This is a genomic window from Bradyrhizobium sp. AZCC 2230 (assembly GCF_036924495.1).
Lineage (GTDB): Bacteria > Pseudomonadota > Alphaproteobacteria > Rhizobiales > Xanthobacteraceae > Bradyrhizobium > Bradyrhizobium rifense.
Genome location: NZ_JAZHRS010000001.1, coordinates 9,611,175 through 9,630,184, shown reverse-complemented (window position 1 = coordinate 9,630,184; position 19,010 = coordinate 9,611,175). Strand labels below are relative to the sequence as shown.

11 protein-coding genes are annotated in these 19,010 nt (G+C 61.1%); 1 reads left to right on the top strand and 10 read right to left on the bottom strand.

What is annotated here, in order from left to right; all coding sequences use genetic code 11:
- Positions 1-100 precede the first annotated feature (100 nt).
- On the bottom strand, positions 101-3,049 hold the full coding sequence (locus V1280_RS45740) for an ATP-binding protein (RefSeq protein WP_334537852.1): 2,949 nt from the start codon (positions 3,047-3,049) through the stop codon (positions 101-103).
- Positions 3,050-3,364: 315 nt separating this feature from the next.
- Between V1280_RS45740 and V1280_RS45735 the strand changes: the two genes are divergently transcribed.
- Entirely contained in the window at positions 3,365-5,977 is a 2,613-nt protein-coding gene (locus V1280_RS45735; RefSeq protein ID WP_334537850.1) for a LuxR C-terminal-related transcriptional regulator, read from the top strand.
- A 13-nt stretch (positions 5,978-5,990) separates the two neighbouring features.
- Here the strand turns inward: V1280_RS45735 and V1280_RS45730 are convergent, their stop codons facing one another.
- The 9 genes from V1280_RS45730 to cyoA all read right to left on the bottom strand — a co-directional run bounded on the left by V1280_RS45730 (position 5,991) and on the right by cyoA (position 19,009).
- Positions 5,991-8,870 (bottom strand): ATP-binding protein, encoded by a 2,880-nt coding sequence (locus V1280_RS45730; RefSeq protein WP_334537848.1) that lies wholly within the window; start codon positions 8,868-8,870, stop codon positions 5,991-5,993.
- Positions 8,871-8,987: 117 nt separating this feature from the next.
- Positions 8,988-11,840 carry an ATP-binding protein gene (locus V1280_RS45725; RefSeq protein ID WP_334537846.1) on the bottom strand — a complete coding sequence of 951 codons (2,853 nt, stop codon included), beginning with the start codon at positions 11,838-11,840 and terminating at the stop codon, positions 8,988-8,990.
- The gene (locus V1280_RS45720; protein ID WP_334537844.1) at positions 11,837-12,424 is read right to left on the bottom strand and encodes an AraC family transcriptional regulator; all 588 of its coding nucleotides are present in this window, start codon (positions 12,422-12,424) and stop codon (positions 11,837-11,839) included. The genes V1280_RS45725 and V1280_RS45720 overlap by 4 nt, the downstream gene beginning before the upstream one ends.
- 192 nt (positions 12,425-12,616) lie before the next feature.
- Complete coding sequence (locus V1280_RS45715; RefSeq protein ID WP_334537842.1) at positions 12,617-13,417, bottom strand: acetoacetate decarboxylase family protein; 801 nt, start codon at positions 13,415-13,417, stop codon at positions 12,617-12,619.
- A 115-nt stretch (positions 13,418-13,532) separates the two neighbouring features.
- Positions 13,533-14,333, bottom strand: a complete 801-nt coding sequence (locus V1280_RS45710; RefSeq protein WP_334537840.1) for an acetoacetate decarboxylase family protein — start codon at positions 14,331-14,333, stop codon at positions 13,533-13,535.
- A 782-nt stretch (positions 14,334-15,115) separates the two neighbouring features.
- Positions 15,116-15,511, bottom strand: a complete 396-nt coding sequence (gene cyoD / locus V1280_RS45705) for a cytochrome o ubiquinol oxidase subunit IV (protein WP_334537839.1) — start codon at positions 15,509-15,511, stop codon at positions 15,116-15,118.
- Positions 15,508-16,140 (bottom strand): cytochrome (ubi)quinol oxidase subunit III, encoded by a 633-nt coding sequence (locus V1280_RS45700; RefSeq protein ID WP_334537838.1) that lies wholly within the window; start codon positions 16,138-16,140, stop codon positions 15,508-15,510. The genes cyoD and V1280_RS45700 overlap by 4 nt, the downstream gene beginning before the upstream one ends.
- Complete coding sequence (gene cyoB, locus V1280_RS45695; protein ID WP_334537836.1) at positions 16,137-18,125, bottom strand: cytochrome o ubiquinol oxidase subunit I; 1,989 nt, start codon at positions 18,123-18,125, stop codon at positions 16,137-16,139. The genes V1280_RS45700 and cyoB overlap by 4 nt, the downstream gene beginning before the upstream one ends.
- The gene (gene cyoA / locus V1280_RS45690; protein ID WP_334537834.1) at positions 18,122-19,009 is read right to left on the bottom strand and encodes a ubiquinol oxidase subunit II; all 888 of its coding nucleotides are present in this window, start codon (positions 19,007-19,009) and stop codon (positions 18,122-18,124) included. The genes cyoB and cyoA overlap by 4 nt, the downstream gene beginning before the upstream one ends.
- Position 19,010 lies beyond the last annotated feature (1 nt).

Sequence of the window (19,010 nt, the reverse complement as noted above, 5' to 3'; positions counted from 1 at the left end):
GCCACAGCGTGCACCCAACTGCGCTGTCGGGGCTTGGATCGGAATGCGAGGACTTGAACCCGCCTGCGCAGACGGCGCATGGCTGCGGTCAGCGCACCGTTCAGCCGACGTCCTCGGTTCCGGATTGGAGCTGGCCGAGCATCTGCACGGCGCGGGTCCGGGCAGGAAAAGAAATTCCGGCCGGCATTCGATCAAGACTCGCGCGGAGACATTCGTAAGCTTCCGGCAAGCGCCCCTGTTTGCGCAACAGCCCGGCGAGGTCTGTCGCGGCCTTCAATTCGAACAGGGTGGCGGACTGGCGTTTGGCCCAGTCGATTGCCGACAGCAGGCTTGCTTCGGCGCGGGAATGATCCTCCGCGGATCGAGACGCCAGGATGAGACCTTTCATCCTGAACAGGGCGGGCATGTGCAAGAATTTGGCGGCGCGCTGCTGTTGCGCGATTGCATCCACCACGAGGGTCAACGCTTCGTCATGCTCACCGAGGTCCACGAGAGCCGCGGCCAGATCGCAGGTGAAATCCATACTCAGCATCTCGTGACGCTGGACGTGGAGGTCTTCCAGGGCTCGCTTCAGCAGTTGGATCGCTTCGATGCGGTTGTCCTGAAGGAGCAGCCATTGCCCCTTCAGGCCGGCCGCTATGGCGCGATACGGCATCAGGGAATGCGCTGCGGAGAGCTCACTCAGCTCACCGATGTACTGGTCCGATTGCCTCAGGTCCGCCATGGCCAGAAACACAGGAAGCACCAACGCCACCGATCGGCAAAACGTGGCGGGGTTGCCTGATCTTTGGCCTTCCTCTCTGGCGCGCCTTGCATAGTCCAGCGATTGGTCGAGCAAGCCCCTGTACAGGAGAGAACGTGCCATGCCGACGAGCAGGAAGCTCGTATAGTGAAAAAGATACAGTTCCGTTCGAGAGCGCGGTCTGGCCGCCAGGTGACGGAGGCCCGATTCGCAATGCAGTTGCGCGGCGAGGTGATTGCCGAGCAGATGTTCGGAGGCCGCCAACATGGCTTCCGCCAGTGCCATGTTGTCGTGATCTCCTGTCTGTAGCGCCAGTGTCTTGCTTCGGACGGCGATGTCGGTCGCGCCCCGAATGTCCATGGTCCAGTGCGAATAGGTGAAAAGCCCGCTCAGAATCCTCAGCTCGTAGCGAAGATCTCCCTGCTCGATTGCGATCTCCAGCGCATTCACAAAGGCGGTCCGGACCCGTTGGTCGTTACCTTCCGTGTGCATCATCGCCAGCGGGATCGATGCAGAGATTTCCATTGCGCGGCGGGAGTCGCGATACGGATGTCCCAGGCTTGCCATCGCGCGCTCCGCCCAAGCCTGGCATTCGATCAGCAGTGACAACTCCAGAAACACCTGTGTGGAAACGGCGGCCAGTCGCGTTGCGATCTCGGCATCGCCCTGCGGCCCAAAGCTCCATTCGAGCGCAGCGCGGACGTTGCTCAATTGGTCGGAATAGGCCGCAACTCTTTCAGAGCCTGGCAGGCCTGACAGCGCCTCCCTCAGCGTTTCGAGATGCCCGGCGAGGAATTCTGCATGCCGGCCGAAGACCATATCGACTTCGCCATGCTCCTCCAGCTTTGCCAGCGCGTAGGCCCGGGTCGTGTTCGACAACCGGTACTGTGCCTGCGCGGCATCGATCCGGGTCGCTATCAATGACTTCTCGACCAACCCCGCGACCGCGTCAAAAATGTCCTCGGCGCCCACACCGGGCTCGCCCGTGACAGACCGCGCGCCATCCAGGGAGAAATGCCCGACGAAGGGAGCGATGCGTCGAAAGACGATTCTCTCCGCGTCGGACAGCAGATCGTAACTCCAATCCAAGGTCGCCCTGAGCGTCCGATGTCTGGCAACTGCCGTCCGGTGGCTCAGCTTCAGCAATTCCAGCCGGGACACCAGAAGATCGGCCGTGTTCTTGAGGCCAAGGGCGGTCACCTGCCCCGCGGCCAGCTCGATCGCCAACGGAATCCCGTCCAGCCTTCGGCATATCTCCGCGACGAATGGCGCCTCCTTGTTGGTGAGAACGACGCGACCTGCTCGCGTGGCCACACGCCGCACGAACAGCTGCACTGCCGGATATCGCAGGACGGCATTTGCCGTTTGCCCCGAGCCGTCCGGCGGAAAATCGAGCGGGGGGACCCGGCAGCAATGCTCACCCTCGACCTTCAACAATTCCCGGCTCGTGGTCAGAACATGGATCGCTTCGGCTTGCTGGTAGAGTTGTTCGGCAAGCGAGGCGACCGCCTCGATCACATGCTCGCAGCTGTCGAGGATGACGAGAAGCTTCCGCGACCGGATCAGATCGAGCAGTTCCAGGCCCGGATCTTTCGATTTGAGTGCAAGCCCCAGCGCGGCCGCAACGGCCGCAGCGACATGGTTCGGATCGGTGAGGCTTTCCAGATCGACAAAATAGATCTCGCTGCCAAACTCCGTGGCGGCGGCGCGGCCGACGGCCAGGGCGATGGTAGTCTTGCCGATGCCGCCGGGGCCGAGCAGCGTCACGAACCGGTCATCTCGGAGCCTGTCGCTGACCTCCCGGACGAACGTCTCGCGCCCGATCATCGTGATCGGTCGCACCGGAAGCCTGCCCTGGCGGCGGGAGCTGGCGTTCCTCCCTGCCGCGGCGCTTCCGACGGGGACCATCGTGCCAACGAACGAGTAGCCCCGTCCCTTGATGTTTGCGATGTAACGGTTGCCGAATTGGCCGTCGCCAAGCGCCTTGCGAATCGCGGCCACGTGGACCCGGATGCTCCCCTCCTCGACCGTCACGTCCGGCCAGACGTGATCGATCAACTCCTGCTTTGCGATCACCTTGCCCGGTCGCTCCGCAAGGTAGATCAGGATCTCGAGGGCCCTGCTGCCGAGAGGCAGCGCGACGCCGTCGCGCTGAAGCGCCCTCTCTTTGCTCGAAAGCTCGAAAGGGCCAAACCGCAAATTTCCACGAGGCTCGTCGTCAGCCATGGCTGTTGGCACGGGCTTGGGGTGCTTTCCTGGATGTTCATTGGTCCGCGCGAAACCCAAGCGTGCGTTCTTGATAGACATCAGCTTGCTTTCGGCTCCACGCGCGGATCTGAAAGGACCAGCACGCGGCGACCGGCATGCGGACTGCACACAACCGACAATGCCCGGCGCTTCCCTCTCGCTGACAGAGATCGTACACTTTCGCCATTGTTTGCATCCCCCGAATGGGGGGAGGACCGACGTGGTTAGGGGGAGCCCTTGATTCAGCCGCACTCCAGCCATCCGGCTCATGGAACGGGCCCCTTGCCCGGCGGGGGACAGCTGCCATTTCTCGCGACCAAGATCTTGCCGGCACGATTCGGCGGGCTGGTCGCGCGCCCTCGGCTCCTCGCCATCTTGTCCGAGCTTCTGGCCAAGCGACTTGGCGTCATCAAGGCTCCGGCCGGCTTCGGCAAGAGCTCACTGGCGGCCACCTGGGCCGAGACGCTCGAGCAAGACGGCAATGCCGTTGCGTGGCTGACGATTGATCCGGACGACGACGAGGCCACGCGGTTTCTGTTTTACGTTTCGCAGGCCCTGCACCACGCCTGCCCGGACGTCGGCGCCGGCGCGATCGGCCTGATTCTCGAGAACAATCTGATCGACCCAACGGCGATCCTGTCGAGCCTGATCAACGATCTCGCCGAGATCGAGGATGATGTTTACTTGTTTCTCGAGGACTATCACTGGGTCAGCGCTTCCCGCATCCATCAGACCGTTGCGTATTTTCTGAAGCACGCACCGTCCAACTGTCACTTGGTGCTGACGACGCGTACCGAACCTCCGCTGCCGCTCGCGACCTTGCGCGCCCAGAACCAACTGATCGAGATCGACGCCGAAGCGCTGCGCTTCGACATGCAGGAGACAAAGGCATTTCTGGACGGTACCAAGCCCGGAGTTCTGGAAATCCCCGACGTCCAACTGCTGCAGCGCAAGACCGAAGGGTGGCCCGCGGCGCTTCGAATTATCTCCTCCATGCCTTCGCAGTCCGGATCGGGTCTGAGAGAGTATGTCCACAATCTCTCGGGTTCGCAGCGTCCAATCGCCGCCTACCTGACCGAGATGCTGGATGGGCTCCCGGTCGAACTGGTCGACTTCATGTTGCGAACGGCCGTTCTTGACAGGCTCTCCGGCCCCCTGTGCGAGGCGGTAACTGGCTCGAGCTCGAGCCGCACAATCCTGGCGTCGCTTGCCCAGCGTCAAATGCTGCTCACGCCACTCGACAATGACGGTGTCTGGTTTCGCTATCACACGCTGCTTGCCGAGTATCTGAGACAGCGGCTGGAGGCGGATCGCGGCCTCGAGATTCCTGAACTGCACGGGCGTGCCGCGCTATGGTATGCTTCTCACGAATTGTGGACCGAGGCGGTTCAGCACGCGATTGCGGCCGGCGCTTCCGATCGTGCGATCGGCTGGATCAACAATTGCGCCATGGCCTTGATCAAGAGAGGCGATCTCTTCACCCTTCTGGAATGGCAGCGCCAATTTCCCGACGAACTCATGCGAGGACAGTGCGAGGTCCGGTTGGCGATCGCCTGGGGATTGGCGCTCGCGCTTCGCTTTGAGGAGGCCCTGAAGCTCGCGGCCGACATCGAAGTCGATATCGCTGCAACGCCACTGCCCGATGGCAACCTGCTGTGCGAATGCCAGGCGATTCGCTCGGTCGCCATCGCGCTGAAGGATGACAGCGAGAGCCCGCTGCCCCTGGCACAGGATTGCGTGAACCGTTCGTCCGATCCCTGGACCGCGAACGTCGCCTCAAACGTCGTTCGCTTCAGTCATATGAAGGCGGGCAACCTCAAGCAATTCCATGCGACACCGTGGATACCCTATTCGGTCGAGGAGGATCGCAGAAACATATTTGCTTCGGTGTACCGACACTGCCTGAACGGGCTCGCAGAAGAGCGGCAGATACGTCTGGCGGCGGCAGACGAGCACTACCGCGAGGGTTTTCGGATCGCCGAGCAGGATGTCGGGCCGAATTCGGTCGCCGCGGCCTTGCCCGCAAGCCTGATCGCGCGAATGAAGTACGAGCAAGGCCTGCTCGATGAGGCGGAAGCCTGGGTAATCGATCGCGTCCCGCTGATCAACTCGGGGACGATGCTCGACTGCGTGTGGAGCACCTATTTCGTGATCTCCCGGGTTGCCGCGGCGCGGATGAACTTCGAGCGGGCGCGCACTCTGTTGGAGCGCGCCGAAAATCTCGGCGCCGCGCGGGATTGGGGGAGGCTCTCGGCCGGCGTGATCGCCGAGCAGGCACGGCTCTATTTGAACGATGGCCGGCTGGATGAAGCCGCCGCCTGCGTCGATCGCCTCGAACGCCTGGCACGGAAATACCCTGCACCGAGGCCTGGCGCCTGGTCGGAGATTGGATGGTACCACAGATTGACCCGCGCTCATTTGCTGGGCCAGCAAGCTCGCCCGGACGAGGCCATTGCAATCCTGCAGCAATTGCAGCACGAAGCCGAAGCCATGGAACACCGTCAGTTCCTGATCTGCATTGCGATTCGTCAGTCGGCGGTTCAGCTCAGTGCGGGCAAGGCCGCGGAGGCTGTGAGCCGGTTTCGTCGCGTGCTTGCCGCGTGTGCGGCGGCCGGTCTCTATCAGACCGTGCTCGACGAAGGATCAGCCATTTCAGAGCTTCTCCGAGCGACCCGGGAGGGAGGAAACCTCAAGGCGGACCTGATCCCCTACGTCGATCGTCTCGCAGCGGGCCTGCAGCGCGCACGACAGGATCGCTCGGCGCCGAGCTCGAGCGCACGGATTATCGGCGCATTGAGCCGTCGCGAGACCGACATTCTCACGCGGATCGCGGATGGATTGTCAAACAAGGAAATCGCCCGCAGCCTCGATATCGGTCCCGAGACCGTGAAGTCGCACCTCAAGAGCGTCTTCAGCAAGCTCGGTGTGGAGAAGCGCGCGCAGGCGGTATCACGCGCGCAGACCCTGGGCATTGTCACCACGCGGTGAGACTTCGCACCTTTCATCCGGCTCGCCGCGTACGAACCCGCGTCTGCTCGAGGAGCCGCCTCGCCGACACGAGATCCGGCGTTTCGAAGCCCTCGGTAAACCGGCCATAAACAGCGCCAACGAGACCGTGGGCTTTTCGGATCTGCCCCCGGTCCATCCAGAGCCGCGCAAGCTCCAATCCCGCCCGCAGTTCGAACGACAGCGCGGATTGCTGCCCTGCCAGCGTCATCGCCTCCTCGAAAGACGCCATAGCCAGATCACGCTGTTGGGGCTCGCCTGACAAAAGGGCCGACCCCTTCGCCAGCAACAGCGCTGGGAGGTGAAGAGGCCGCTTCGATCCGATCTGCGTGGCGATCGAACCGTCGATGAGAGCCAGCGCTTCCGCGGGCTCGTTTTGCTTTGCGAGACTGATCGCCAGCTCGGAGACAAAATCGGTTACAAGCATTTCGTATCGGAGCGCCTGGAGCTTGTCCAAGCTGTTCCGCAAATGACACATGCCGTCCGCCGTCTGACCGACACGGACCAGATAACGTCCGCGAAGTCCCAGGGCGACGGCGCGAAACGGTTCCAATGAATATTTCTCGGAGGTGAGCTCGAGCGCAGAGAGATTCCGCTCGGCCTGGCCCAAATCGTCGACCCAGAAATAGAGCGGCATCGTCAGAATAAGAGCCCGACACAGGGCGATCGGATGATCCGACTTCTCCGCCTCCTCGACCGCTCTTGCAGCATAACTGGAGGCCCTGTCGAGATTGCCCGCGAACCAATGCGATCTGGTAAGGTTGAACAGAGAAGTGGTGCGCAGATCAAACAGATATTGAGTTGCGTTGAACCGCCGGGAAGCCGGGGCCCCGTGCAGGGCTCGCTCGAGGTATTTCGGCGCGCGGACGTGGTCAGCAAGCATGTAGTACGCCGATCCCAGCATCGAATCCACAAGCGCAGCGTCTTCCGGATTTCCGGTCTTACTCGCAACAGACTCCGCGCGTCGCGCAACTTCAAGACTACCCGCCGCATCGATCGTACGATGAAGATACATCGAGAGCCCGCTGAAAAGACGCAGTTGCTGGTAGGCATCCTCGCGCTGCTCAGCGAACACCAGCGCCGAATTGAAGGCATCGCGAACCCGCTCGCTGTTCCCGGCAGTGAACATCAGCGACAAGGCAAGAGAGGCGTGGATTTCCATCTGATCGCGCGGGTCGCAGTCCGTACCAATTCGATCGATCGCCTTCTCCATCCAATCCCGGCACTCCATGAAAAGCGACTTGCCCAGAAGCAATTGCGAGGCGGCGGCCGCCATCCGGATGGCGGCGCCTTCGTTTCCATCGGGACCAAAGGCCCAATCCAGCGCGGCACGGATATCCCCGAGATAGTGCTGGATCGCATCTGCCAGAGATTGTCCGGGTTCCAGATCGAAAAGGTTGCTGCGGGTGCCATCCAGTGATCGGCTCAGATAACTCGCATGACACGCCGCCACCCAATTATGTTCACCGCTTGCGGCGAGTTTCTCCAAGGCATAGGAGCGCGTGGTGTCGAGCAATCGATAAAGCATCCGCCGATAGCTTGGCCACGTCACAACGAGCGATTTGTTGACCAGCTTTTCGATTGCCCCCTCGATCTCGGACCGGCTAATTCCCTCCTGCTCTGCAACCGTACACGCCGCTTCCAGCGAAAAATGCCCGATGAAGATCGCGACACGGCGCAGCACGATTCGTTCGAGCTCGGACAGGTGATCGTGGCTCCAGTCCAGCGTTGCCTTGAGCGTCTGATGCCGCGGAGTTGCCGTCCGGCGACCGGACTTCAACAGATCGAGGCGAGAGCCCAATCTTGCCACGGTGCTTCTGACTCCGAACACAGCTGCCCTTCCAGCGGCGAGTTCGATGGCCAGCGCGATGCCGTCGAGCTTGCGGCAAATCTCGGCAACCATGGGGGCTTCGTCGTCACTGAGCGAAAAGCTGCCGCGGCGAGCACTGACGCGTTCGGCGAATAACCGTGCAGCCGGATAAGCGAGCACTTCTGACGCAGTCGGCCGCGGCTGCTCTGGTGGGCAGTCCAGTGGACAAAGATGAAGTACGCGCTCGCCAGGAACGCGCAAGGTCTCCCTGCTGGTCGCGAGTACGTAGACGTCACTGGTATTCTGGAAAATGTAGTCGGCGATCTCCGCGGTTCTCTCGACAAGATGCTCGCAACTGTCGAGAACGACGAGCGCCCTGCGAGCGCGCAGGAAATTGAGCAACGCCTCTCTCGAATCGACCAGCTGCGGGGCGAGCCCGACCGCGGAAGCGACAGCACCGATGACTTGCTCCTTGTCAGTCACTATCGAAAGATCGACAAAAAATACAGACCCCGGAAAGTCGGCCAGCGCCCCGTGTGCCACAGACAGGGCAACCGTCGTCTTGCCGATGCCCCCTGCACCCAGAATCGTGATCAGGCGATGTTCCGTCTGGAGCAAACGCCGAATCTCGAGGACCACGTTGTTGCGCCCCACCATGCGGCCCAGTGCCGGCGGCAGGTTGGACAATCCCGAGGATGCGTCACCGCTGTCGCAGGCCGCGGGAAGCGGAGTGACCGGCGCGATAAAGCTATAGCCGCGGCCCTGGATGTTCGCGATGTATTTGTTACCGAATTGACCGTCACCCAGTGTCTTGCGCAGCCCCGATAGATGGACGCGAAGACTGCCTTCCTCGACCGTTACGTCAGGCCATGCCCTGGCGATCAGTTCGGACTTCGGGACGACGTCACCGGCATTTTCAAGCAGGGCGAGCAGGATGTCGTAGGCTCTCCCGCCCAAGGGAATGACCCGGTCTGCCTTGCTGAGAGACCGTTCTGCGACATTCAGCTCGAACGGGCCAAACCGAAGCCGGATTGCACTTGGTGAGCCAATTGGCTGGACTGACATGAATAATTCCGCCAAGACCGTCGACGATTTGGTTATCGCACCGTTCGCCGTCAGTCTTGCGCAAACGCACGTCAACCGATCAATTGTTAAACGAAACTCCTTTCAGCAACAAGCCTGTCACGGCACCGAATTTGCGATGCCATCACGCCGGTGTGAACCGTTCAGCACCTGCCTGGCCAGCCGCAGATCGAACGTCTCGAAATCCTCCCGGAACTTCGAGCCAGTCGCTTGCAGCACCTGCCTCGCGGCCTCTTTTCGCCCCGTCGACTCTTCGGCAATCGCGAGGCTCGTCGCCGCCCTGAGCGCCCACGACAAGCTCGCTTGCCTGTTTGCAAGCTCGAACGCGCGGTGGAAGTATTGCCTGCCGACCGCCAATCCCTCGCCGCAGCTCAGCGCCAGCTCGCCTCTGATACGGTGTAGCTCCGGGCCGTACCATCGGCTTTCGTCGAGATCGATCTTCGCCCGTTCGAACACATCAAGCGCTTCCCTCGATCGGCCCGCGAGGGCCATGCACATCGCAAACTCCGCCTGCAAGAACCAGTCGAAAATTCCGTAGCGTGCCGCGGACAGTTTCTCGAGACCCGAGTCAAGCATGGCGGAGGCAGCACTGATTTGCCCTCCTCGCCTGACTTCGTAGAGAGCCTGCATCCCGAGACCGAGCCCCTGATAGTTATGCAGAGCGAATTTCCCGGCATGGGTGACGAGCTCGTCCAGGAGTACCTCGGCTTCGCCGTCATCCGGATTTGTGAAATACGCGATGAGGCCCGCAAAGGTCAGCGCGCCGCAGAGGTTCACGGTCAGATTGGATTGGCGCGCCTCGGCGACCGCCATCTGATTGAATCTGCGGGCCTGGTCCGGAGAGCCGCGCAACCACGCCAGCGTTGCAAGACCTGCCAGATTGTCGACCTTGCGATCATAGCCAAACCGCTTGATCAGCAATTGTCGCGCAGCCTCGTCATCACGATGCAGCGACAATTCCAGCAGGCCATGTGCTTCCGCAATGCGGCCGACATGGTAGTACGCGATGCCCCGCATATAGTTTGCCGTGGCGATGGCGCCGATCCGGCCTGTTCCTTCCGAAAAAGTGCCGCCCCGGTCCGCCAGCGCGATCGCTTGCGAATAGTTCGGAACGCGCAACTCGTGCGCCCACAGCACAAGCACGGCGTCCATCTGATAGTCGACGTCGTTGAGGCCCTCGGCGAGAAGCAGCGCCTTGGCCCATGTCGCGTATGATTTTTCCGTCATACCGCCCGTGAACATCACGCAACTCGCGAGGGCCGACTGGAGGACCATCTCCTGTCGCGTGCCGGAATTCATGTCGTCGAGATGGCCTATCGCCTTTCTCATCCATTCCACGCATTCGGTGAGCAGCGCCATGCCCATCCAGGCGCTTGCCGATGCCGCGGCGAGTTCAACGCCGATCTTCGTATCGCCCTTGGCAGAAAATGCCCAATTCAGGGCGGCTCTGAGATTGTCGACCTCGATCCCGAGCGCTTTAGGCCAACCCGATATGTCCATCGCGGCGCCCTGCCTGAACAGGTCAGTGAAATAGAGAGCGTGACGGCGGCGAAAAAGGTCCTGCTCCTCGCTCCTGGCCAGTCGTAGCAAGGCAAACGCGCGGGTAGGGTCGAGCAAGCGCAGCCGCCCGTCCTGTCCCTGAGCGGCTATCATCGATTTCGAACGAAGCTCCCAAATGCAATCCGATACGTTGGCTTCATCCACCACCTCGTCGGCGACAACGGCGACCGCCGCTTCGAACGTGAATCCGCCGGCAAACACGCTGAGCCGATTCAAGATGCGCCTCTCGGCCTCGCCGAGCAGATCGTAGCTCCACTCCAACGTGGCGTTCAACGTCTGATGCCTGGACGGGGCGGTTCGGCGCCCCACCCACGACAGGTTCAGTCGTTCGTCGAGCAGGCTTGCCGTCTTGCCAAGGCCAAATATATCGACCCGGCAGGCCGTTAGTTCGACGGCCAAAGGTATACCGTCAAGCCGCCGGCAGATTCTCGCCGCAATCGGCGCGTCCGCATCCGTCAGCTCGAAGTCACTTCGCACGGCCCGCACACGATCGATCAGCAGCTGAACGGATGGATATCGCAGCACGTCCCGCGCCAGCAGGTTGCTGTCGTCCGGGGGGCATTCAAGCCCACCGAGTTCGTAGACATGCTCGCCCTCGACGCGCATGGCCTCCCGGCTGGTCGCGAGCAAATGCAATATCGGGACACGGCGAACCAGTTCCTCCGCGACGGCCGCGGCTCCGGCAATCAGATGCTCGCAACAATCGAGCACGACGAGCATTGGCCTTTCCCGCAAACGATCGATCAAGGCAGGTACGACATTGGCTGTCTGCACCGACATGCCGAGTGACGTGGCGATGGCTGGCGCGACGAGTGAAGACTCGCCGAGCGCACTGAGGTCAATGAAAAGAACCTGGCCATCGAAAGCTGCGCTCATCTCATGGACAACTGCGACGGCCACCGTGGTCTTGCCGACGCCGCCAGGTCCAACGATCGTGACAAATTTCTGCTCGGCCAGCTTCGCCTGGATCTCGGCCACGGCGTCTTCTCGCCCAAGCATCCGCATCAAGCGCGCAGGCACTCGGGCCCTCGAAGGCCCCTTGGGATTCTCCGATGCTTGTGAGTCACGTGAAGTGACCGGCACGACAAAACTGTACCCTCGCCCGGGTACGTTGGCGATATATCGCCTGCCGGGGTCGCTTTGATCGAGCGCCTTCCGCAGCGCCGAGATATGGACACGCAAACTGGCTTGCTCAGCGCCCCTTTCCGGCCAAACACGTTCGATCAGCGTCCTCCTGCCGACAACCTTGGTTGCCTGGTCCACCAGGACGATGAGGAGATCCATGGCACGCGCGCCCAGCGGCACGACTTTCGCGTCCTTCGTCAAAAGTCTGTTTGCGATCGACAGTTCAAAGGGGCCGAAGCTGAAGACCGTCCCCTGCCGACCGCTCATGCGGCATTCTCGTCCATGTCGGTTCTTGGGCTAGGCTCGAAGGGGATTCCGCGCTCGCGTCGCCAGTTGGCCGGGCTCTGACCAAAGGCTTGTCGGAAGAGCCTGCATAGATGCGCCTGATCGGAAAAGCCTACGCTCAGGGCAATTTCACTCAGCGATGCCGCACTGGTCATCATGAGGTGGCAGGCTCTCTCCAGGCGTCTTCTCACCACGTAAGCATGCGGCGACTCCCCGACAGCCAGTTTGAACTTCCGGGAAAAATGCGCCGGGCTTCGACGTGCGACTGCACTGAGATCCCTAATGTGAATGGTACGGTGCAGATTGCCGTCAATGTAGGCTCGCACGCGCAGGATCTGCCAGGCAGCCAGACCGCCCCTTGCGGTACCGTTGGCACCCGAATGTCGCTCGATCTCCGCTTGCAGGATGTGAGATGCCGTGGCCAGCGACAACCTGGCCGCATCTCGATCACGTTCCAGCTCCCGTCTTGCCGTCTCAAGCAGCGTGGCCAGGCTGTTCGCAACCAGGTTGAACTGCTGGTCAGATGCCGAGGATGGTTCTAGTGCGGTAGCCGGAAGTCCTGCCATAGTCATGTCCTCGACGATCAGGCCGCCAGCCCCGGATCGGCGAGAGAGTGCAGCAAGGGGACCCTCATGGCTTGTTAAGTAGTGTTCTGAACAGTTAAATGAACAAATGCTCGTTTGTTGGGCAAACGTTCGAAAACGAGAAAACCCCTCTGTTTCCAAATAGATCGACGTCTAGAACCGGGAGTAGGCCGCTTACGAGCCCCGGTCTTCAAGGACCTTCAGATCACTGGTTGAGTAGGAAAGTGAATAGCGGAATCCCGCCTCGATCCGCCTCGGTGCGAGCGCATGGAGTTCTTCGCCGTTCGTTTCCGGAAAATTGAGTTCGCCGGTCCCGATCCATGCACCGGCAACGGTGAGATTGTCGGTGACCGACATCGCAAGCTCGTCGACCGCAGGGTTGTCCTGGCGTCCAGCCGCCAGTCTCGGGAAGTATCTCAGCAACACCGTGGGGCGGGCGAGCAGAGACAGCCCGTCTTCGACCGGCTTGCGCAAGGTCACGCACGCTTCCGCAAGACGCTGGCCATGCACCGAGAGGCTGGCACCAAACCGGCCGCCGGGCGCAATCGGCGCCGCGGCGGGCCCTGAGGCCGCAAATGAGCGCGTCTGACAGATGCTGCCCATCTTCTTCGGAAATCCCTGCGTCCAACCGCGCGCCAATGCAGCGTCATTGTCGACATAGATGTATGGACACCACATGACCGCGACGTCGGCATACATCGCATCGACCAGGACAAACGCCTCGCGATATTGATAACGGGCCGGCTCGAGGTATTCGTCGTCCTGGGCGGTGAATTGCCAATCCAGGAACAGCATGACGGCGTGACCGTTCGATTCCGGATCCGGGGAAAGGCCACGCGGCAATGTCGCTGCTGTCGCTTCGGGGTCGGTCCAGAACTCGACCCCGACAGCATCGCCAGCATAGTGCCAGGGTGGCGGCGGAGTGAGAGCGGCTTGACCGAATGGCGACTTCGGAACTGTAAAGCCCTTCAGCATTCCCGTGTCCTGGTGCGTTGCTTTCGGCACCGATGCTACCGGAACCAGCCCCGCTTGATTTGATTGAAATGCGGCGGTTTGTTGATTCCTGTCGCAATCCGGAACACGCCGGCTGCTACGCCGTCAGGTCTGCCAGAACCTCGATGTCCATGACGGAATAAGAGAACGAGAACCGATATGCACGTCCCACCTTGAGCGGACCCAGCATCTCCAATTCCTCTCCGTAGGCCTCCGGAAATTCGAGCTCACCCTCGCCGATCCAGATGTTTGTGATCAGAGAATGATCCGAGACACATCGAACGAGTTCATCCACGGCCGGTTTGTCGTGCATGCCGGCGGAAAGCCGCGGAAAATACCGCCGCCCCACAATCCGGCGGTCGAGAAACCCGACAAGGCGCTCGACCTTTTCGCGCAAGGTGACGCTCGCCTGCACCAGCAAGCGGCCGTGAGCGGACATGCAGGCCGAAAATCTGCCATCATTGACGAGTGGTGCCGAAGCCATGCTCGCCGCGGCAAAGGTGCGGGTCAGGTGCACAGTGCCGAACTTTCTCGGATAGCCCTGAATCCAGCCTCTCATCAATGCAGCGTCGTTGTCCACATAGCAGTAAGGGCACCACGCTATTGGGGTCCCCTTCCATACCGCGTCGAGGAGAACGCTGAACCCGCGGCACTGATATCTGGCCGGGTCCAGGTACTCCTCGTTCTCCGCCGTGAACTGATAGTCCGTGAAGAGTGCGACCGAGTGGCCTCGGCCTCGCTCATCAAGCTCCACACCCGATGGGAGGATCTGCACTGATACATCGGGATCATTCCAGAATTCCACCGCGAGCACGTCACCAGCGAAGTGCCAGGGTGGCGGCGGGACCAGTGCAGCAATCCCCCGAGGCGACCGAGGAGCCGTAAATCCCTTGAGCATGTCTTCGCCCCGCCAGCAGTCGGTGTCAGGCGCATCATTCCAAGATCCAACACTAGCGTCTGCATCACACTCGACGCTTGGATGAACGTGTGATGACTTGGCAGTTCGTGCGGCTCGCCGTTGATACAAACCGGCTCGAACCGAGCAGCTCCATATTGCCCACCCCCACAGGTCCGCTCCCGGTCGCGGTGCGCCGCGGCAGGGTCGAAAGCTACAAATGCTGACGTTTTGCGACAAGCCCGTGCTCGGACCAGCGCGTATCGATGTCTGCTTGACGAGGCCTGGTATCGGCCTCGATTAATCAGCGCGAGACTCCTGATGAAAACGAAAAGCTCAGATAGACGGATGCCACGGTGGTCGAGATCCCTGGCACGGGGTACGTCCCTGTGCCTGCTGCTCGCCACGATCTGGCCCGCGCCCTCGTTCTCGCAAGGGACACCGGAACAGCGCGCGGCATGCACGCCCGACGCGTTCAGACTTTGCAGTGCGTTCATCCCAAATGCGGACGACATAGCGATTTGTCTCAGAGAACGGCGCTCCGAGCTCAGCGATGCTTGCAGGTGATCCAGGCAGAAATCACCCAAATGCCTGGCGCCAGGGATGCCAATAGCACCCGCAAACGCACCACAAGATAGTCAGCTCGTAAGACGTCCATCCCTCAGCGTTGTTCGACAGTGCGTGGGGGCAAATGCCTCTTGATCGACGAAGTCCCGAGCACCGTCAAAATAGATTGCGCGGGGACGGGCATGATCGATCGACAGCGCCCGTCCCTGCGATGCTCCTCAATGTTGCATCCTTATACTCATCGGCGCGCCCGACGGCATCATCATGTTCGTATTCATATCAGCCACGATCCACATCGTGCCGGCGATCACGACGAATACGATGAGAACGCCAAAGGCGAGCGCGAGCACGTTGTTGGTGCTTTCCGGCCCGCTGCTGATGTGCAGGAAAAACACCAGGTGAATGCCCATCTGCGCAATGGCGAGGACCGCGAGCCCGAGGACTACGCCGCCCGGCCAGAGCAGCGTCGTGTTTGCAGCCCAGAACGACGTGGCCGTGAGAAGAACCGCCACAACCAGACCGATCGTGTAGACGAGAAGCTCGGATGGAGCCGATTCGTTCATCTCGCGGCTCGGCCGGTCTCCCGGTGCGCGTTCGTGTCGAACCTCGGTCATGAACTCACTCCCATCAGATAAACCACCGTCAAGACCCCGACCCAGACGATATCGAGCGCGTGCCAGAACAGCGAGAAGCAGAGCAGGCGATGCTGCACCCTCGCGGCGAATCCAAATACCGCAACCTGCACCATCATCACGGTCAGCCAGATCAGTCCGAGCGCAACGTGCAGGCCGTGGCATCCGACAAGCGTGAAGAATGCGGACAGAAACGCACTCCGCTGCGGGGCCGCGCCAATGGCTATCATGCTCAGGAATTCGCGGATCTCGAGACCAAGAAATATGGCTCCGAGTGCGAACGTGATCAGCGCACCCAAATAGGTCCTGAAATACCGGCGCGAATTCACCGCCAACGACATCAGCCCGCAAGTGTAGCTCGAAAAGAGCAGGCAGGCCGTCTCGATCGCGACCGTCGTCTGATTGAACAGCTGGGCGCCGGTCGGGCCGCCGGCCGTGGAGCGCACGAGGACCGCGTAGCTCGCGAACAGCGCGGCGAACATGACGATGTCACTCAGCAGGAAGATCCAGAAGCCAAAGGCGACCACGATCCTCTTTGGAGCAGGTCCCGCTTCACTGGCGCTTGGCAGTGCCTCCTGCGGAATCTGATCAATTGCTACGGCGATATTCATGCTGCAACTCCAGCCTGATGGGCCCGTACGAACCGGGCGATCTCCTCGGCCGGCACCTCAATTTCGTTGTGTCGGCGGAATGAGAAGGCAAGTAGCGTCACGAATGCGCCGAACATCCCCACGCCGGCCAGCCACCAGATGTGCCAGATCAGCGCAAAGCCGATGACGACGGCGAAGAACGCAGTGACAAAGCCCGTTGCGCTGTTCTTCGGCATTTCGACGGGCTCGTAATTGCGCGTCGGCGCTGGCTCCTCCCTCGCCGCTTGGGCGCGGCTCTTGCTGCTCCAGAACGCGTCCAGTCCGGCGACCTTGGGCTGGAATGCAAAATTCCATGCCGGCGGCGGTGACGCCGTCGCCCATTCGAGAGTGCGGGCGTTCCAGGGGTCACCGGTCACGTCCCGCAATTCCTCACGATGACGGATCGACACCACGAGTTGCACGATCTGGCATACGACGCCGACCAGGATGATGGCGGTGCCGAATGCCGCCGCGATCAACCACGGTTGCCACGACAGATTGTCGTAATGTTGCATGCGCCGGGACATGCCCATCAGGCCGAGCACGTAGAGCGGCATGAAGGCAACATAGAAGCCGACGAACCAGCACCAGAACGAAGCTCTGCCCCAGCGTTCGTCGAGCTTGAATCCGAACGCCTTGGGGAACCAATAATTGTACCCCGCCATCACACCGAACACGACACCGCCGATGGCGACGTTGTGGAAGTGCGCGACCAGGAACACACTGTTGTGCAGCTGGAAGTCAGCCGGAGGCACTGCCATGAGCACGCCGGTCATGCCGCCGATGACGAAAGTCACCATGAAGCCGATCGACCACAGCACCGGCACCGAGAACCGAACCCGACCGCCGTACATCGTGAACAGCCAGTTGAAGACCTTCGCGCCCGTCGGCAAGGCGATGATCATGCTCATGACGCCGAAGAAGCCGTTGACGTTCGCACTTGCGCCCATCGTGAAGAAGTGGTGCAGCCAGACCAGGAAGGAGAGGACACAGATCGTCATCGTCGCGGCGACCATCGAGCGATAGCCGAACAGCGGCTTGCCGGAGAAGGTCGCCATCACCTCCGAAAATACGCCGAACGCCGGCAGGATCAGGATGTAGACTTCGGGGTGCCCCCATACCCAGAAAAGGTTGGAGTACAGCATCTGATTGCCCTGGCCTTCGAGCGAGAAGAAGTGAAAGCCGAGATAGCGATCGAGCGCCAGCATCGCGAGCGTGGCGGTCAGGACCGGAAACGCCGCGACAATGAGCAGGTTAGCGGCAAGCGCGGTCCAGCAGAAAACCGGCATGCGCATATAGCTCATCCCTGGCGCGCGCAGCTTGAGGATTGTTGTGACGAAATTTATTCCCGCCAACAAGGTGCCAATACCGGAGATTTGCAGCGACCAAAGATAGTAGTCGACGCCGACGCCGGGCGAATATTGCATTTCGCTCAAGGGAGGATAGCCCCACCAGGTGGCTTTTGAAAACTCCCCGACCGCCAGCGAAATGTTGACCAACAACGCGCCCGAGGCAGTCAGCCAGAAGCTGACGGAATTGAGGGTCGGGAATGCGACATCGCGAACACCAAGTTGCAGCGGCACTGCGAAGTTCATGAGCCCGACCACGAACGGCATGGCCATGAACAGGATCATGATCGTGCCGTGCGCCGAGAATATCTGATTGAAATGCTCGGGCGGCAGATAGCCTTGGGCACCGCCGGCCGCGAGCGCCTGTTGGGCACGGATCATGATCGCGTCGCTGAAGCCGCGCAGCATCATGACGAGCGCCAGGATGCAATACATGGCGCCTATCCGCTTGTGATCGACCGAGGTGAGCCACTCGCGCCATAGATAGGGCCAGGCCCCCTTCGCCGTGACGAAACCGAGAACAACCAGCACGACCAGGACCATGAATCCCGTTGCACCCATGATGATCGGCTCATGCAGGGGAATCGCGTTCCAATCGAGCTTTCCAAGGAGATTCATCGCTCGGCCCTCTGCGAGGTTGTACAAACCGATAGAGAAGCGTCTTGATGGGAGTCTTGGGTACCCATGCCGGCGTTTACGATACTGCCGAACAGATCGGGGGCGACGCCGCGATAGGTGAACGGCGCGACCGCCTTGCTCGGCTTGACCAGATCGGCGTAACCCTGCTTATCGAGGACCGAACCGGTTTCGCGCGTCTGCCGAACCCATTGCGCAAATCTGTCGTCTGTCACTGCGTCGACCGTGAAGTGCATGTCGGGAAAGCCGTCGCCGCTGAACATGGCGGAGATCCCTGGATAGGTTCCGAGATGGTCCGCCTGCAGGTGGAGGCGGGTCGCCATTCCCGACATGGTGTAGATCTGGCTCCCGAGCTGAGGCACGAAGAAGCTGTTCATGACGCTCGATGATGTCAGTTCGAAGCTGATCGGCGTCCCAACCGGCACAACCAGCTTGTTGACGCTCGCGATCCCCTCGTCCGGATAGATGAAGAGCCATTTCCAGTCGAGCGAGACGACCTGAACGTTGACGGGCTTGACCGTCGAGCTGATCGGCTTGCCCGGATCGAGATCGTGCGCACCGATCCATGCGACGCCGCCGACCAGCAGCACCGTCATCCCGGGGATGGACCAAACCAGCAACTCGAGACGCCCGGAGTATGTGAAATCCGGCCGATAGCGCGCGCGCTCGTTCGATGCACGAAACCAGAAGGCAAAGCCAAGTGTCGCAAGGATCACCGGGATCACGATCGCCAGCATGATGCCGAGCGCGTTGATCAGAATTTGCCGCTCGGCCAGCGCAATCGGCCCTTTCGGATCGAGCACGCCTTCGCAGCCGCCGAGGGTCGCGGCACTGATCAGGACGACAGCAAATAAACCATAGCGCATG